Source organism: [Clostridium] cellulosi (assembly GCF_036762875.1).
Taxonomy (GTDB): Bacteria; Bacillota; Clostridia; order Oscillospirales; family Ethanoligenentaceae; genus Ruminiclostridium_D; species Ruminiclostridium_D cellulosi.
In genome coordinates this window covers 1-14466 of the sequence record NZ_JBAIZF010000012.1, presented here as the reverse complement: position 1 = coordinate 14466, position 14466 = coordinate 1, and the positions used below count along the sequence as shown (strand labels likewise).

Annotated in this window: 12 protein-coding genes; 6 read left to right on the top strand and 6 right to left on the bottom strand. The window is 46.5% G+C overall.

Going from position 1 to position 14466, the window contains the following annotated elements; all coding sequences use genetic code 11:
* Together V6C21_RS03660 and V6C21_RS03655 are read left to right on the top strand one after the other, a co-directional pair.
* The gene (locus V6C21_RS03660) at nucleotides 1-897 is read left to right on the top strand and encodes a YitT family protein (RefSeq protein ID WP_479268359.1); all 897 of its coding nucleotides are present in this window, start codon (nucleotides 1-3) and stop codon (nucleotides 895-897) included.
* Nucleotides 898-911: 14 nt separating this feature from the next.
* A complete protein-coding gene (locus V6C21_RS03655; RefSeq protein WP_479268358.1) occupies nucleotides 912-2273 on the top strand; it encodes an RsmB/NOP family class I SAM-dependent RNA methyltransferase in 1362 nt (453 codons plus the stop codon).
* Between the two features lie 5 nt (nucleotides 2274-2278).
* On the opposite strand, the gene V6C21_RS03650 is transcribed toward V6C21_RS03655, so the two are convergent.
* The 3 genes from V6C21_RS03650 to V6C21_RS03640 all read right to left on the bottom strand — a co-directional run bounded on the left by V6C21_RS03650 (nucleotide 2279) and on the right by V6C21_RS03640 (nucleotide 5030).
* A complete protein-coding gene (locus V6C21_RS03650) occupies nucleotides 2279-2854 on the bottom strand; it encodes a hypothetical protein (protein WP_034838736.1) in 576 nt (191 codons plus the stop codon).
* Nucleotides 2855-2866: 12 nt separating this feature from the next.
* A complete protein-coding gene (locus V6C21_RS03645; RefSeq protein WP_479268357.1) occupies nucleotides 2867-4402 on the bottom strand; it encodes an NAD(P)H-hydrate dehydratase in 1536 nt (511 codons plus the stop codon).
* 103 nt (nucleotides 4403-4505) lie between these two features.
* On the bottom strand, nucleotides 4506-5030 hold the full coding sequence (locus tag V6C21_RS03640) for a hypothetical protein (protein ID WP_034838729.1): 525 nt from the start codon (nucleotides 5028-5030) through the stop codon (nucleotides 4506-4508).
* A gap of 524 nt (nucleotides 5031-5554) precedes the next feature.
* On the opposite strand from V6C21_RS03640, the gene pheS reads away from it, so the two are divergent.
* The 3 genes from pheS to V6C21_RS03625 all read left to right on the top strand — a co-directional run bounded on the left by pheS (nucleotide 5555) and on the right by V6C21_RS03625 (nucleotide 9319).
* A complete protein-coding gene (gene pheS / locus V6C21_RS03635; protein WP_034838726.1) occupies nucleotides 5555-6574 on the top strand; it encodes a phenylalanine--tRNA ligase subunit alpha in 1020 nt (339 codons plus the stop codon).
* Nucleotides 6575-6589: 15 nt separating this feature from the next.
* Nucleotides 6590-8974: a phenylalanine--tRNA ligase subunit beta gene (gene pheT / locus V6C21_RS03630; RefSeq protein WP_479268356.1), complete on the top strand. Its 2385-nt coding sequence runs from the start codon at nucleotides 6590-6592 to the stop codon at nucleotides 8972-8974.
* 99 nt (nucleotides 8975-9073) lie between these two features.
* Nucleotides 9074-9319, top strand: a complete 246-nt coding sequence (locus V6C21_RS03625; protein ID WP_034838721.1) for an IreB family regulatory phosphoprotein — start codon at nucleotides 9074-9076, stop codon at nucleotides 9317-9319.
* An 82-nt stretch (nucleotides 9320-9401) separates the two neighbouring features.
* Here V6C21_RS03625 and V6C21_RS03620 read toward each other — a convergent pair whose 3' ends face one another.
* Nucleotides 9402-11243 (bottom strand): alpha-amylase family protein, encoded by a 1842-nt coding sequence (locus V6C21_RS03620; protein ID WP_479268355.1) that lies wholly within the window; start codon nucleotides 11241-11243, stop codon nucleotides 9402-9404.
* 5 nt (nucleotides 11244-11248) lie between these two features.
* Nucleotides 11249-11965, bottom strand: a complete 717-nt coding sequence (locus tag V6C21_RS03615; RefSeq protein ID WP_479268354.1) for a formylglycine-generating enzyme family protein — start codon at nucleotides 11963-11965, stop codon at nucleotides 11249-11251.
* Between the two features lie 752 nt (nucleotides 11966-12717).
* Between V6C21_RS03615 and V6C21_RS03610 the strand changes: the two genes are divergently transcribed.
* On the top strand, nucleotides 12718-13299 hold the full coding sequence (locus tag V6C21_RS03610; protein ID WP_034838712.1) for a hypothetical protein: 582 nt from the start codon (nucleotides 12718-12720) through the stop codon (nucleotides 13297-13299).
* Between the two features lie 166 nt (nucleotides 13300-13465).
* Here the strand turns inward: V6C21_RS03610 and V6C21_RS03605 are convergent, their stop codons facing one another.
* On the bottom strand, nucleotides 13466-14320 hold the full coding sequence (locus tag V6C21_RS03605) for a YitT family protein (protein ID WP_034838710.1): 855 nt from the start codon (nucleotides 14318-14320) through the stop codon (nucleotides 13466-13468).
* Nucleotides 14321-14466 lie beyond the last annotated feature (146 nt).

Sequence of the window (14466 nt, the reverse complement as noted above, 5' to 3'; positions counted from 1 at the left end):
ATGCGTAAATTATCTAAACTAAAAACTATAAAAGGTCGAAAAAAAGAAATCGCTCTCGATACTCTGTTTTTGACTGCAGGATGCACAATATACTCTATTTCTCTTGCAACCTTCACGGCACCTTATAAAATGGCCCCTGGAGGTATTACTGGCATTTCAACACTGCTTCACTATATGATCGGCACCCCCATAGGTATTATGATCTTTATTTTGAACATACCCTTGTTTGTTCTGGGGTTCCGCTTTATCGGCGGGAGTTTTCTTATAAAATCCATAATCTGCACCGCAATAACTTCTGTTGGTGTCGATTTCTTTTGGTTTTTGCCTAAATATGGTAACGGAAAGGGCGGCATGCTGCTGGCGGCTCTCTACGGCGGAGTTCTTTCCGGTATCGGGCTTGCTCTTGTTTTTATGCGCGGAGCCACAACGGGAGGAACTGATATTGCCAGCCGGCTTCTGAAATTAAGATGGCCGTATATCCCGATGGGCCGCATGATGATGATTATTGATACCTTCATTATTCTTTTATCAACGATAGTCTTTAACAGCATTGACAGCGGTCTTTACGCTTTGATTAACCTCTATGTGTCGTCTAAGACAATCGACATGATTCTTTACGGTTCTGACACTGGAAAGATGGTTTTAGTCATCTCTGACAAAAATGAGCAAATTGCAAAAACCATTACTTCTGAAATAAATCGGGGAGTTACGATGCTTGCTGGCCGCGGGTTTTACACCGGCATCGAACGCGAAGTGCTGATGTGCGCAGTAAGGCGCCAGCAAACGCCAAAAATCCGTTCCATCGTGCGTGAAATTGACCCTACGGCCTTTATAATTATGTGTGAAGCTTCCGACGTAATCGGAGAAGGTTTCAAACCGATAACAAAAGATGATTAAAAGGGGTAAAAATTATGCAAAACCCTCTTCCGGAAGCTTTTCTTGAAAGAATGAAAAGCTTGTCCGGTTTTGACTTTGAATCATTCTTAAAATGTTACAGCGAGCCTCCGTACCGCGGACTTAGGGTAAATACATTAAAATGCAGCGTAAATGAGTTCAAGCGAATATTTCCGTATGAGCTTTCAGCTACTCCTTTCGCTGAAGAAGGCTTTTATATCGGCAATGAAATAACCGGGCGCCATCCATTTCATCATGCCGGCCTTTTTTATTTTCAAGAGCCGTCCGCGATGTCTGCCGTTACTGCCCTTGACGTAAAACCAGGCATGAAAGTGCTTGACCTCTGCGCGGCACCGGGCGGCAAATCCACACAGGCGGCAGCAAAACTCGCCGGAGACGGTTTTATCCTCTGCAATGAGGTAATAGCGTCACGCGCAAAGATTCTTCTAAGCAACATAGAGCGGTGCGGCGTGCGCAATGCTGCTGTCACAAATGAAAAAACCGATATACTGTGCTCACGCCTCAGCGGATTTTTCGACCGTGTTCTTGTGGACGCGCCCTGTTCGGGCGAAGGCATGTTCAGGCGTGACCCTGAGGCAGTGAAAGAATGGAATGCCGGGTCGCCGGCGGCCTGTGCAAGAAGGCAGGCCGGAATTCTGGACGATGCTGCAAAGGCAGTCGCTCCCGGAGGGGTGCTTGTCTATTCCACCTGCACATTTTCACCTGACGAAAATGAAGGCGTCATCAATGCGTTTTTAAAGGCACATCCCGACTTTGAGATAGAAGAGATAAGCGCTGATTTCGGCCGCGCTGCATGCCCTGAATGGGCGGGAGCGTCAGAAGACATAAAAAAAGCGCGCCGCGTCTTCCCCACAGACGGGGGAGAAGGCCATTTTGTAGCCAAAATGCGGTGCCGCGGCGGCTGTTTATCTAAATACAAAGAAGCCAAAAGAAAAATCGATAAAAACTCGGAAAAACTATTTTTGGATTTTTATAATGCCCAGTTTGGCGAATCTCTTTACGGGGATTTGTATGAGGCAGCCGGCAAAATCTTTATCCTGCCGCACGGGATGCCGGACCTTTCCGGCATAAACGTGGTAAGGTCAGGGGTCTTTGCCGGCATTATTAAAGGCAGCCGTTTTGAACCCGCACACGCCCTTTATATGGCGGCAAAATCCTACACCTGCCTCAATTCTGCGGATTTTCAGCCTGAAAGTGTTAGCCTTGCAAAATTCCTACACGGCGAAGAGATTGAAGCGCCGTCTGGTTTAGAAAAAGGCTATGCCGCGGTAAAGGTGCAGGGTTTTGTCACCGGATTTGGAAAGGTATCGGGCGGGGTTATTAAAAACCATTACCCAAAAGGGTTAAGAAACTTATAAACCCGTCAAGTATATTTAAAATCCTTAAATTGTGCTTTGAACTTAAGCGAAGGTATTTCAAGGGATTTGGGCTTTAAGCTCTGATCAAGCGTCAGTATAAAATCGCCTGTCTTGGTATTGCCGTAAATATTGACGTCATTCCCCTGTTTCTTTGCTTTTATGCCGTCTTTCAGGCATGCTTCAAAGGTATTGATAATGGCGTTATACATAGACGACTGCGGAATCGAGGATGCGTCAACCGCCGCTTCCAGTGTGCCGAATTTGACCTTCAGCCCGTCGTCGGTCTTTTCAAAACTGAGCGAATTTAAGTTCGCCGGTTTTATAAATGTCATTTTAAAATCGCCGTCGGCATCCTTTTCTACTGCCGCTTCATATTCCTTGCCGTCTATATTGATTACAGAGGTGAAGCTAAAGCCTCCTGAGAGGCCCTTTATGGCTTTACCTGCAGCATCAGTCCGAGATGACAGATGTTTAATTATGGCATTTACGAACAAAATTATAACCGCTAAACTGAGTATGATTACAACAACAGTGAAAACCGGCCTTTTCCTGTTTGCTTTGACGGTTCCCGAATGGGGCATGGAGTATCACTCCTATCGTGACATATCACGAAAGATTTGCGGAACCTCCAAAAGCATATCTGTAGGAATCATGCCATACTCTGACATCTTTTCCGCCGCCATATCTCCGGCAAGCCCATGTATGTAAGCGCCGCAGCAGGCTGAATCAACAGGAGAAATGCCCTGGGCGACAAAGGAAGCTATCATACCCGCAAGGATATCGCCGCTTCCCCCTTTGGCCATGCCCGGGTTTCCTGTCGGGTTAATGTAAGCGTGCCCGTCCTTTGACGCAATAATCGTATTCGCGCCCTTGAGCACAAGCGTTACGCCGTTTTCCGTTGCGAAACTGCGGGCCGTATCAAGACGAGATTGCTGAATCTCGTCAATTTTTTTGCCGCACAACCTTGACATCTCGCCCGGATGGGGCGTCAGAATAAGTTCTGCCTTAGAAGTCCGCAGTAAATCTATATGCCCCGCAAATGCATTTATGCCGTCTGCGTCCAAAATTACTGGACAATTTGCATCTGAAACAAGGCTGCGTATAAGCTGCTGAGTCTCTTCATTCTGGGAAAGCCCGCAGCCAATGACCAGCGCTGTCGCGCTCTTCGCCATCTCCTTTATGCGTTCCAAAGCTGAATAAGCGAGCGCTCCGCTGTCGTTCGAGTCAAGCGGATAAACCATGCACTCGTTCAATTTTGAAGCCACTGGAACATATATGCTTTGCGGAACGGCAAGGGTGACAAGTCCGGCGCCGCAGCGAAGTGCCCCGCTTGCGCACATATATGCCGCTCCCGCCATGCCGAGGCTGCCGCAGACGCACAGCACCCTGCCATAAGTGCCTTTGTTGCTGTTCTTTTCGCGTTGTGGGATTTTTCGGGCTATCATCTCTTTATCAAGTAGTTCCACACGGCTGTCGTTTATATTGTAAGCGCTTTCAGGAAGTCCTATGCCGACAAAGACGACTTTTCCGCAGTAATTTGCGGCAGGGAAAAGGAATTGGCCGATTTTTGGAGCCGCAAAAGCAATTGTAACATCCGCCCGTATGGTGTTGTTTGACGCTTCGCCGCTGTCGGCATTGGCTCCGGATGGCATATCGAGGGCATAGATTTTCGCACTGCTCCCATTTACTGCGTCGAACAACCGTTTTGTAGTCTCGTCCGCTATTGTGCCGTGAAAACCGGTTCCGTAAACTGCGTCGACAATAATATCGCTTGAGCTTATAAGGTCTTCACAGACTGAAAAATCGGAAGTATCATAAACAATTCTCTGCCTTGTGCTGAGCCGATCCAACATTTCCTGCGCTTCCGGTGTTTTTGGATTACCGCTGACCAGAATTACTCTGACATCTGCGCCATGCTCAAGAAGCTTTCTGGCGACCACAAACCCGTCGCCGCCGTTATTGCCCTGACCACATAAAATAAGGCAGCGTTTGCCGGCGACTTTATCCGATTCCCTGATATAGCGTGCCGCCGCGCTGCCCGCGTTTTCCATCAGCCTTAACGATGAAATTCCGATGTTTTCAGCGTCTTTCTCCATTTGTCTCATCTGAGCACAAGTGACAACAAGCATAGTTACCTCCCATAGCTCTCAAATTTCGGACATAGTATCTTATTATAAACAAAAGCCGCCTTCCTTATGGAAAAGGCGGACCTTTTAAATTATACCATACTTATTAGTCTGTAAATACCTTCCGGGGCGCAACCGCCTTGGCAATTTCTATAATCTTTTCATTAGGGCTGAAAATAAGGCGGAAATGGCCAAGTTTTTCTGTACTTGTAACTATGAAGTAAGCGCCCTTTTCGTTCGGAGAAATTGAAGCGTCTATTGTCTTTGGGATAGATGGGTTCTCAAATTCCCTTTTATGCATCCCGCCCATAGGAGCCATAATCTCCATGGTTTTGAAATTAATCGTCGTTATCCTTTTTCTCTTTGACTGGGAAATGATTTTGTCTACATCCATCTCGCTGTTAGTTACGATATATTCATACTCAATATTAAAGTATCTGAACAAATACCACAAGCCATAAATTACACCGACCATAGCCAGTAAAATGATAAACGACCAAGACGCAGCTATTAACAGCAATCCTGCCAATAAGATTTCAATGATGATTCCTCCGATAATGGCTAAAGCCTTTAATACGATATGTTTAGGAGAATTTTTTCTTTTAACAAGTAGTTCAACGAAATTGTCCATATGCTAAGCTCCTTTCAATCTGGTATTATAGCATAATCGTATATACTTTACAATGAATAAGATGTTAACTTTATATATCATGTTTTAAGGCTCCATTGCTTATTCCTTCAATTAAAAACAAACCATCAGCGGTATTGCCCAAATATGTAAAAAGGGATTGTATTTTTTCCTCTATTGTGATATGATAAAAAATAATGTTATGATTAAACGCTGTGAAAAAGTCACCGCTGCTGCAGATTAAAATCAGTCAAAGAGAGGGCTGGCCGAGGCTGAAAGCCGCCCGCTGGTTTGCAGTTGTGGATTTCGCTTTGGAGCGGCGCCGCTGAAAGATTTTCTTGTAGGTGGTGACGGACGGTCCCGTTAAAGACCGCGAGAGTGTTTGCTCTTTGGCAAAAATCAGGGTGGTACCGCGGAGGCTTTGCGCCTTCGTCCCTTTCATGAGGGACGAAGGCGTTTTTTGTTTCTTTATTTTTCTCAAACCCCGAAATTAATAATTCTATTTTAATGCGAAAGGAACGGTTTCAATGAAAGAGCAGCTTGAAGCAATCCGCAAAGCGGCGGAGAAAGAGCTTTCGGCGGTTAAACTTCCGTCCGAACTCGAAAATATCCGCGTCAAATATCTCGGAAAAAAAGGCGAGCTGACCGCCATACTCAAAAAGATGGGCACTATCCCCCCGGAGGAACGTCCGGCTATCGGTGTTCTCGCAAACGAGGCCCGTAAATTCATTGAGCAGAAAATAGAAGAGTACGGTGCGAAGCTCAAAGCGCATGAAACACAGATAAAACTTCAAAAAGAGCGCCTTGACGTCACTGTGCCGGGCAAAAGGCACAAAATAGGAAACCGTCACCCGCTTACGATTGTCCTCGACGAAATCAAAGATGTCTTTATCGGCATGGGCTTCAGTATTGCAACGGGTCCTGAAATTGAGTTTGTAAAATACAATTTTGACGCGCTCAATACTCCTCAGAACCATCCAGCCCGCGACCCGCAGGATACATTTTATGTCGACGACGAAATCCTGCTGCGCACCCAGACTTCTCCGGTTCAGATAAGGGTCATGACCTCTCAGAAACCGCCAATCAGGATTATCGCACCGGGACGCGTTTATCGTTCCGATGCCATTGACGGCACTCATTCGCCACTGTTCCACCAAATCGAGGGGCTTGTCGTTGACAAGGGCATAACTATGGCGGACCTTAAAGGCACACTTGACAGTTTTGCAAAGGCGGTTTACGGCGACGATGCGGTTCTGCGTTTCCGCCCCCACCACTTCCCGTTCACAGAGCCGTCCTGCGAAATGGACACTATGTGCTTCGTCTGCCACGGTAAAGGCTGCCGCCTGTGCAAAGGTGAAGGCTGGATCGAGATACTCGGCGCAGGCATGGTTCACCCGAACGTACTGCGCAACTGCGGCATAGATCCCGAAGTTTACAGCGGATTTGCCTTCGGTTTGGGCCTTGAAAGGCTCGTTATGCTCCGTTTCGGGATAGACGACATGCGTCTGTTCTTTGAAAATGACTTAAGATTCCTCAGCCAGTTTTAAGGGAGGTTTATTATAATGAATTTATCAATGAGATGGCTTAATGATTATGTTGATATAAAGATGGAGCCCCGTAAGTTTTCAGAAGCAATGACGATGACCGGCTCAAAGGTTGAAGGCTTCCGCAACGAAGGCGACGAGATTCAGAATGTCGTAGTCGGCAAGATACTTTCAGTTGAAAAGCACCCGAATGCCGACAAGCTGGTCGTCTGCAGCGTTGACGTCGGCCAAAGCGAGCCAATACAGATAGTTACGGGCGCTACAAACGTATTTGCAGGCGCGTTAGTTCCTGTCGCTCTCGACGGTTCGCTGCTGCCCGGCGGCAAAAAGATTAAAAAAGGCAAGCTGCGCGGCGTTGTGTCAAACGGCATGATGTGCTCCCTCGGCGAGCTGGGACTTACTGTCAACGACTTCCCCTATGCCATTGAGGACGGCATTTTTATAATCGAAGAAGACTGCAAGCCTGGCCAAGATATCCGAGAAGTCACAGGGTTGAACGACACTATTGTTGAGTTTGAAATCACACCTAACCGCCCGGACTGCCTGTCGGTGATAGGGCTGGCAAGAGAGGCTGCGGTTACATTTAACAAAAAGCTCACTTTGCCTGACAGTGATGTTAAAAGCAGCGGCGGCAGCACAAAGGATTTTGTAGACGCAAAAGTCCACGAGCCGAAGCTCTGCCCACGGTATATGGCAAGGGCTGTCCGCAATGTAAAAATCGGGCCTTCACCGCTCTGGATGCGCCAGAGGCTGCGCAGCGCCGGCGTTCGCCCGATAAACAACATCGTCGACATCACCAACTTCGTCATGCTTGAATATGGTCAGCCCATGCACGCTTTTGATTATCGGCAGATAAAAGGCGGTATAATAAATGTAAGGCTTGCCAAAAACGGCGAAACCATCACGACCCTCGACGGCGTTGAGCGCAAACTCGACGATAAAATGCTTGTCATCGCCGACTGCGAAAAGCCAGTTGCAGTGGCCGGCGTTATGGGCGGCGAATTCTCCGGTATAATGGACGACACAAACACCATTGTATTTGAATCGGCTATGTTTGACCCGACAAGCGTCCGGCTTACGGCAAAAAGGCTCGGTATGCGCACAGAGGCCTCATCGCGGTTTGAAAAAGGGCTCGACGCGCAAAATACTTTAAATGCACTCAACCGCGCCTGCCGACTTGTTGAAATTTTAGGCATCGGCGAAGTCTGCGACGACTATATAGATATAAACAATTCTAACTATACGCCGACCACAATCAAATTCGAACCCGACTGGATAAACGGTTTGCTCGGCACAAATATCGACCGGCAGTTTATGGTCGATACGCTCCGCAAACTCGATTTCAAAGTCGACGGCGACATCATAACCGTCCCGTCCCATCGTGCGGACGTTGAGCAGAAAGCCGATATTGCGGAGGAAGTAGCACGTTTCTACGGATACAACGAGATTCCAACCACTATGCCCAGCGGCGCGGGTACCAGAGGTGGGCTCACTCCAGCGCAGAAGTTTGAGAAGAATGTGACGCAAAACCTTCTCGCTCTCGGGTACACTGAAATTGCAACCTATTCGTTCATAAGCCCGAAATATTATGACAAAATCCGTATGCCGGCGGATTCACCGCTGCGGAACTCTGTGAAAATTATAAATCCGCTGGGTGAAGACACCAGCATTATGCGCACAACTACCCTTCCGTCAATGCTCGAAACCCTTTCGCGGAATTATTCTAACCGAAACCTTGCCGCACGCTTCTATGAGCTTGGAACGGTTTATTTCCCGCGCGGCAAAGGCCAGCTTCCCGATGAAAAAATAAAAATAACGCTCGGGTCATATGGCGAATCAGAAGATTTTTACGCTATTAAAGGGGACGTTGAGGAACTATTTGAAAAACTCGGCGTTGACCCCGAAATTTGCGAGTTTATTCCTTGCTCCGACAACCCTGCTTTCCATCCCGGACGCTGTGCAAAAATCATTGTCGGCGGCGAGGAAATAGGCATTATCGGTGAAATTCATCCGGAAGTCCAGGCCAACTATGAAATTGATACCCGTGTTTATACTGCTGTAATAGACGAGGCTTCACTTATGAAAAACGCGGTACAGAACAAAACCTACACTCCGCTGCCGAAGTTCCCGTCAACCGACCGCGATATTGCTGTTCTGTGCGATGAAGATATTCCGGTAATGGAACTTGAAAAAGCGATGAAGTCTGCTGCCGGCAAGGTTATCGAGAAGATAGAACTGTTTGACATTTACCGCGGAAAACAGATTCCAGAGGGCAAAAAGAGCGTTGCTTTCAGTATTGTAATGAGAGCCGCCGACCGCACATTAACTGACGAAGAGGCCGATACAGCAGTTAAAAAAGTTATAAACGCCTTAGAAAAACTCGGAGCTACTCTCAGGTCATAACAGCCATATTTCAAAAGAAATATTTTACAATTTGGCGTTAAAGTGCTTGAAAATTGCGGCTGAATAGTGTATGCTATAGTTCCAAGGGGGTGCAAATTTATGCAAGAGCCTACTATGATATTCTCTATCAAAGACGACAAAGAAAAAGAAATGAAAAAAATCCTACTCGCAGTCTACGACGCTTTGAAAGAAAAAGGCTACAACCCCGTCAATCAGATAGTCGGATACCTTTTGTCTGAGGACCCGACTTATATAACGACACATAATAATGCCCGCAGTTTAATTCGAAAAATTGACAGGGATGAGCTCCTCCATACTCTGGTCAGGTCTTATCTTAATGAATAATATAGCATTTAAGCGGCTATATTAATCCCGCAGAAGCAGCGGGGATAGGTATAAATATACCTATCCCCGCTTTTTGTTGTTATTAATGCATATTTCGCGGCCTTTTCAGACGTATATGCACAACCTCTTTCGGAGGGATCGACGCATAGAGATTGCCATTTGATATTTCGGCTTTGGCATCGCCGAAAACTACCGATAACTCATTTTTATCTGGGTCAGCAAGAGTCAGAATTTCACCATCTATGCTGCTGTCGGTATCGTTATACAGTGAATAGATGTCCTGCGAACCGTCGTCGGCGGAAAAGAGATTGCAATAAAGTTTTTTGGGCTTCACCGGATATATCGGTATGGGACGAGAACCCTGATATACTGATTTGTTCTCGAGATAAACTTTTTTCCAAAGTTTAATTTTTGCCTTTTGTTTTTCTGTATATGGCATCCAGCGCCCAAAAACATCCTGCCAGATAACAATTGGTTCCGCGCCGAAAACAGCGTAATTGATGAGCTTATCCTTATCCTCCTTGCGGTACCATCTCGAAACAGCAGGGGCAATATGGCACGGAAGCATAAAACGCAGTATATCAATCTGCGGCATACACCCTGCCGTCCAGAATTCGTCCCATGAAGTGGTGATAATCTCAAGGGGGCGCTTTTTCATAGGATGGTTCTCTGAAGTAAGAACAATGCCGGGCCTTAGTTTGTCAAGCTTTTTCCGGTAACAATCCGGCAGAGTTTCCATTGTGTCAAGATGCACGCCGTCGGCGCCTGTATCTTCAATTAGCTTTGCCAATTTGTCGCTCATCGTGCGTGTCGACTCGTCATAACCCCTGTCCCATGGCAGGAAGGGAAGAAATACCTTAACGCCATGCTTGTGAAATTCATCGACCATCTCTTTCAACGCCTGTCTGCCGCCGGGAAAATCATCGTAATAATCCCACTGACTGCGTTTGTCGACCCCGAGGTGCGGGTATGAGTTCCATATAGTAACTGTGTCATATCCCCCGAAATCCTCGCCGCTCTTCAATAACTTTTCGACGTCAACACGCTTTTTGTCGAGGTCAAAGCCCTCATTTCCGTAAAGAAAACAAAAATTGTGGACAACGCAGTCATTAAACCACTTCAAGTCTTTCCTCCGGTACTCCGAAAGTTCATAATCCGACTGCCAAATCTCACGGAAGCGGTCAAAGGCTTCTGGCCATCCGCCGCGCAGGCCGATAATTTCAAATTCTGTACTGTCGTTGAAGGTGCTGTCGGGAGCAAGAGGTACCCGGTGGTTTTTCAGTTCATCCGCGCTCGAAATCTGCGTCAGAGCGATATTTCTGTTTTGGGCTGCTCCCTCGTCCATCAGGTCTGACGATAACGGGAATCTCACACTGAAACCGAATTTGTTTTCCCTGTCACATACCACGAGGGGCAGTTTTATATCTGTAGCCACTATCGTCTCATTTACCGGCCGTATAACCATTGTGCCGTCTTGGGCCTTGACTGGGGCACCGGGGTAATAATAGATATCGTCGCCGCTGTATTCAATGCCGGCAAGAAACGGCGAGTGAAAATACATATTGTGAGGGATACCGTCTTTATGATGGTCGGCAACCTGAATGATTATATTAAGGGTGTCTTTTTTGTCATTTAAAAAGTTTACCCTTATATCAACTGCAAGCTCTTTGTTTTCTAAAAGAATAACCGCAAGTTCACGCGTTTTATCGCTGACCGCCGCGGCGGATTTTACCGAAAAGTCGGCGGAGCTATAGCGCCTGCCTATAAAGTCCAAGACTATTAGCTCTTTGTTTACATTTGACTTTATTGTTGTAAAACCGTTGCAAAATTCCGCAATCTTAACGCCGCGGGAATAGTCAATCACCGTATGTAGGGTATTGTTTTTAATATAGAACCTTTTATTGACTGTATCGTGGTTTATCACTCAGGTCACCCCTCCCCCGCGCAGTCTTTAACGCACCGAAAACCGACAGTGCCGTTTCGGTCCATCGCCCCGCCCATCAGGTGCATTTTAAGGTGCGCCCAGTTCGGCAGTGGGCCGCCTTCCGCGTGCCAATAGTTATTGCCCCGATAGTAACACCCGCCGCGCAGAAGAATAAAACGGTGACGGCCGTCGTCTATTAAGTCATCTGTCATTTCCCATGCGTTGCCGCACATATCAACAAGGCCGAAAGGTGAAGCGCCCTGGGGATAAGCGTCGACCGGAGTTAAGCCCTCGCCGTACGCGTTGCATCTTTTATAATCGGGCAAGTTTCCCCACGGGTACTTGAGGTTATAAGGCCCTGCGGCCATATACTGCCATTCCTGATCCGTAGGGAGGCGCATTGAATAATATGCGGCATACGCTTTTGCATCCTCCTGAGACACGTTGACTACCGGAAGGTTGGCCTCCTCTTCTTTGAAAATGCCGTTTTCAAAGTGCCTGAGAAAACCGCTGCTGTCAGCCGGTTTATAGCCGCTCTCTTTAATGAAATCGTAGAACATCTTATTAGTTACTGGGTATTTGTCAGCGTAAAATCCGCCAACCTCAACTAATATCGGGCCGTGTTCTGTCTGGCAGTCGCCCTCCATGATTCGGTGGGTGACGCGGTAGATATAAGGATTTCTCTCTATGTAAACAAGTTCCCGCTCAATATATTTTCCCATATAGTATCCCCCACGTGACAAACAACAAAGCCAATTTCTTATTTAAACCCGCACTGCCCTAAGTTTGATTCCAGAACGGGGCCAAAAATGTTGGGCGCGGAATAATTTAAGGAATTTTAATATTGTTTACGACTTTAATTACGCCTTAATTTATCCCCTTCAGGCGGGCATTTATTTACGTTTATTTTTAACTTTTATGCTTTGTCAATCTGAAGTTAACAAAAAGTGCAAAATTCTTGTCTATTAAAAGCAGCGGAAGCCGTTCCAGCACGACAATTATATTCGACGTATATTGATATGTTATGACAGAGGCCATGATAAACGCTGACAAGCCAAAACTATTCTTGTTCATATACTGGTTCATGGAGGTGATATTTTTTGTTTCAATATACTATCCGTCCGGGCGACACACTTTTCAGCATATCTGCCCGGTTCGGCGTGCCGATAAACGCTATATTGGCCGCAAATCCGGGCCTGTCCCCTTATAATCTGGTCTTAGGACAAGTAATTCTGATACCAGCTACCAATTCATTTCCCAGAGTACCATTTATACCTGTACCCGTTCCATTTCCCGGACGGCCGTTTTTCCCGAGGCCCAGAAGAAGGCCCGGCCCGTTACCGCCAATTTTTGGAGGTCCCGGAAGACCCGGAAGACCTGGCGGTCCTGGAGGACCCGGAGGCCCTGGAAGGCCTGGAGGTCCACGCAGGTCTTAATTATAACTAATTGATTAATTCTTTATGGAGGAAAGAGCATGATAAATCAGAGTTCAAATTTTGGGCGCGGCAATCCATTAGGCAGTTCACAAATGGATATGAACTTAGCCGGCACTCAGATGAGCAATATGCCTCTTAGCAGCACTTCGCCAATGAGCAATATCCGCATGGAAACCGAACAAAAAAGCAATGTCCCCATGAGCAGCCAGCAGAGTATGACAAAATCAGAGAAGAAAACACCGCAGACGGTTGTTTCGCAGGCTACAGAAGACGCCATGACATACAGAGCTTTATATCCCGAGATTTATTACAAGTTGCAGCCGTACATTTCAGCGGCCTGTGATATCATGGATTCTTATGGTATCACTATGCCTACACAGAAACAGTTGGACGATATGACTGACGGAATTTACGAAGAATTTGTAAGAACATATCCTGATATGGCTGAGTACATGAGTGAACAGAGTACCCGTAATAATCCGAACGACCCGCCACCCTTCTCCGGCGGATTCCGCAGGTTTAGGCCCGGTTTCAGGTTCAGACGCAGAGGGCTTGGCAGAGACTTTATCTCAGCGCTGCTTCTCGCTGAACTTTTAGGCAGAGGCCGGTTTTTCTTTTAATAATTTTCCTTTTTAAGCTGCAAACAAGAGCGGACCTGCGCTTTGCATTAGTCCGCTCTTGTTGATTTGTCAACAAATCCCCGTTTGATATTTTATCAGCAGCAAAACATACTTGCGAACATCATCGCAGTATGCTGTATACGGCAATTTTAAATTAAGTTTTGTATTAATGAATAGCTTTCTTTTTATATTTTTTGCCCGCCACTTCGACGTTTCCTATAGTGACAAGCGCATTACTATCAATCTCAAGCACTATCTTTTTGAGTTTCGCTAACTCCAGTCTTGAAACAACGACGTAAATAACATTCAACGAGCCCTTGGAGTAGCCACCTTTCCCTGTCAGCAGCGTTACCCCACGTCCGAGACGCGCAATTACAGCATCGGTAATTTCTTCGCTCTTATCTGAAATGATAGTCGCAGCCTTTGATTCGTCAACGCCCTCTGTAACAATGTCAATCACCTTAAATGAAAGGAAATAGGCGACCAGAGAATACATTGCTCTGTCCCAGCCAAATACGAAGCCTGCGCTTGAAAGAATGAATACGTTGAAGAACATGACGATTTCGCCAATCGAAAAGCTCAACTTCTTATCGAGGATGATTGCTACGACTTCGGTGCCGTCAAGTGAACCTCCGGCTCGGATAATCGTTCCGACACCAGCACCGTTTATGATCCCGCCGAAAATCGTTGCCAGAAAAACATCTTTTGTCACCTCAGAAACGGGGTGCAGGACTGTAACTCCGATTGAAAGGCAGGAAACAGCAAACAAAGTGGAAAATAAAAATGTTTTTCCGATCTGCTTATATCCTAACAAGAAAAACGGCAGATTAAACATAAAGGTAAATAATCCGAGGGGCAGATGCGTAAGATGGCTCGTTATAATTGATATGCCGACAACCCCACCGTCGATAATATTGTTCGGAACAAGAAAAATTTCAAGTCCTATCGACGAGAGTGCGGCACCGACTATAATCATTAATGCCCTGATAATAACTGCTTTGATGTTTTCTGATTTTGCCATTACTAACCTCCCTTTTAATCGGTACCGTCAAGAATTTTTCGCAAATTCATAACCCGCTTGGTAGTCATCACCTAGCCAGCAGTTACCTGTGAATCAGTCATGACATCCAGGGCCTCAAGATGTATCATGCTCATATAGCGCTTGGT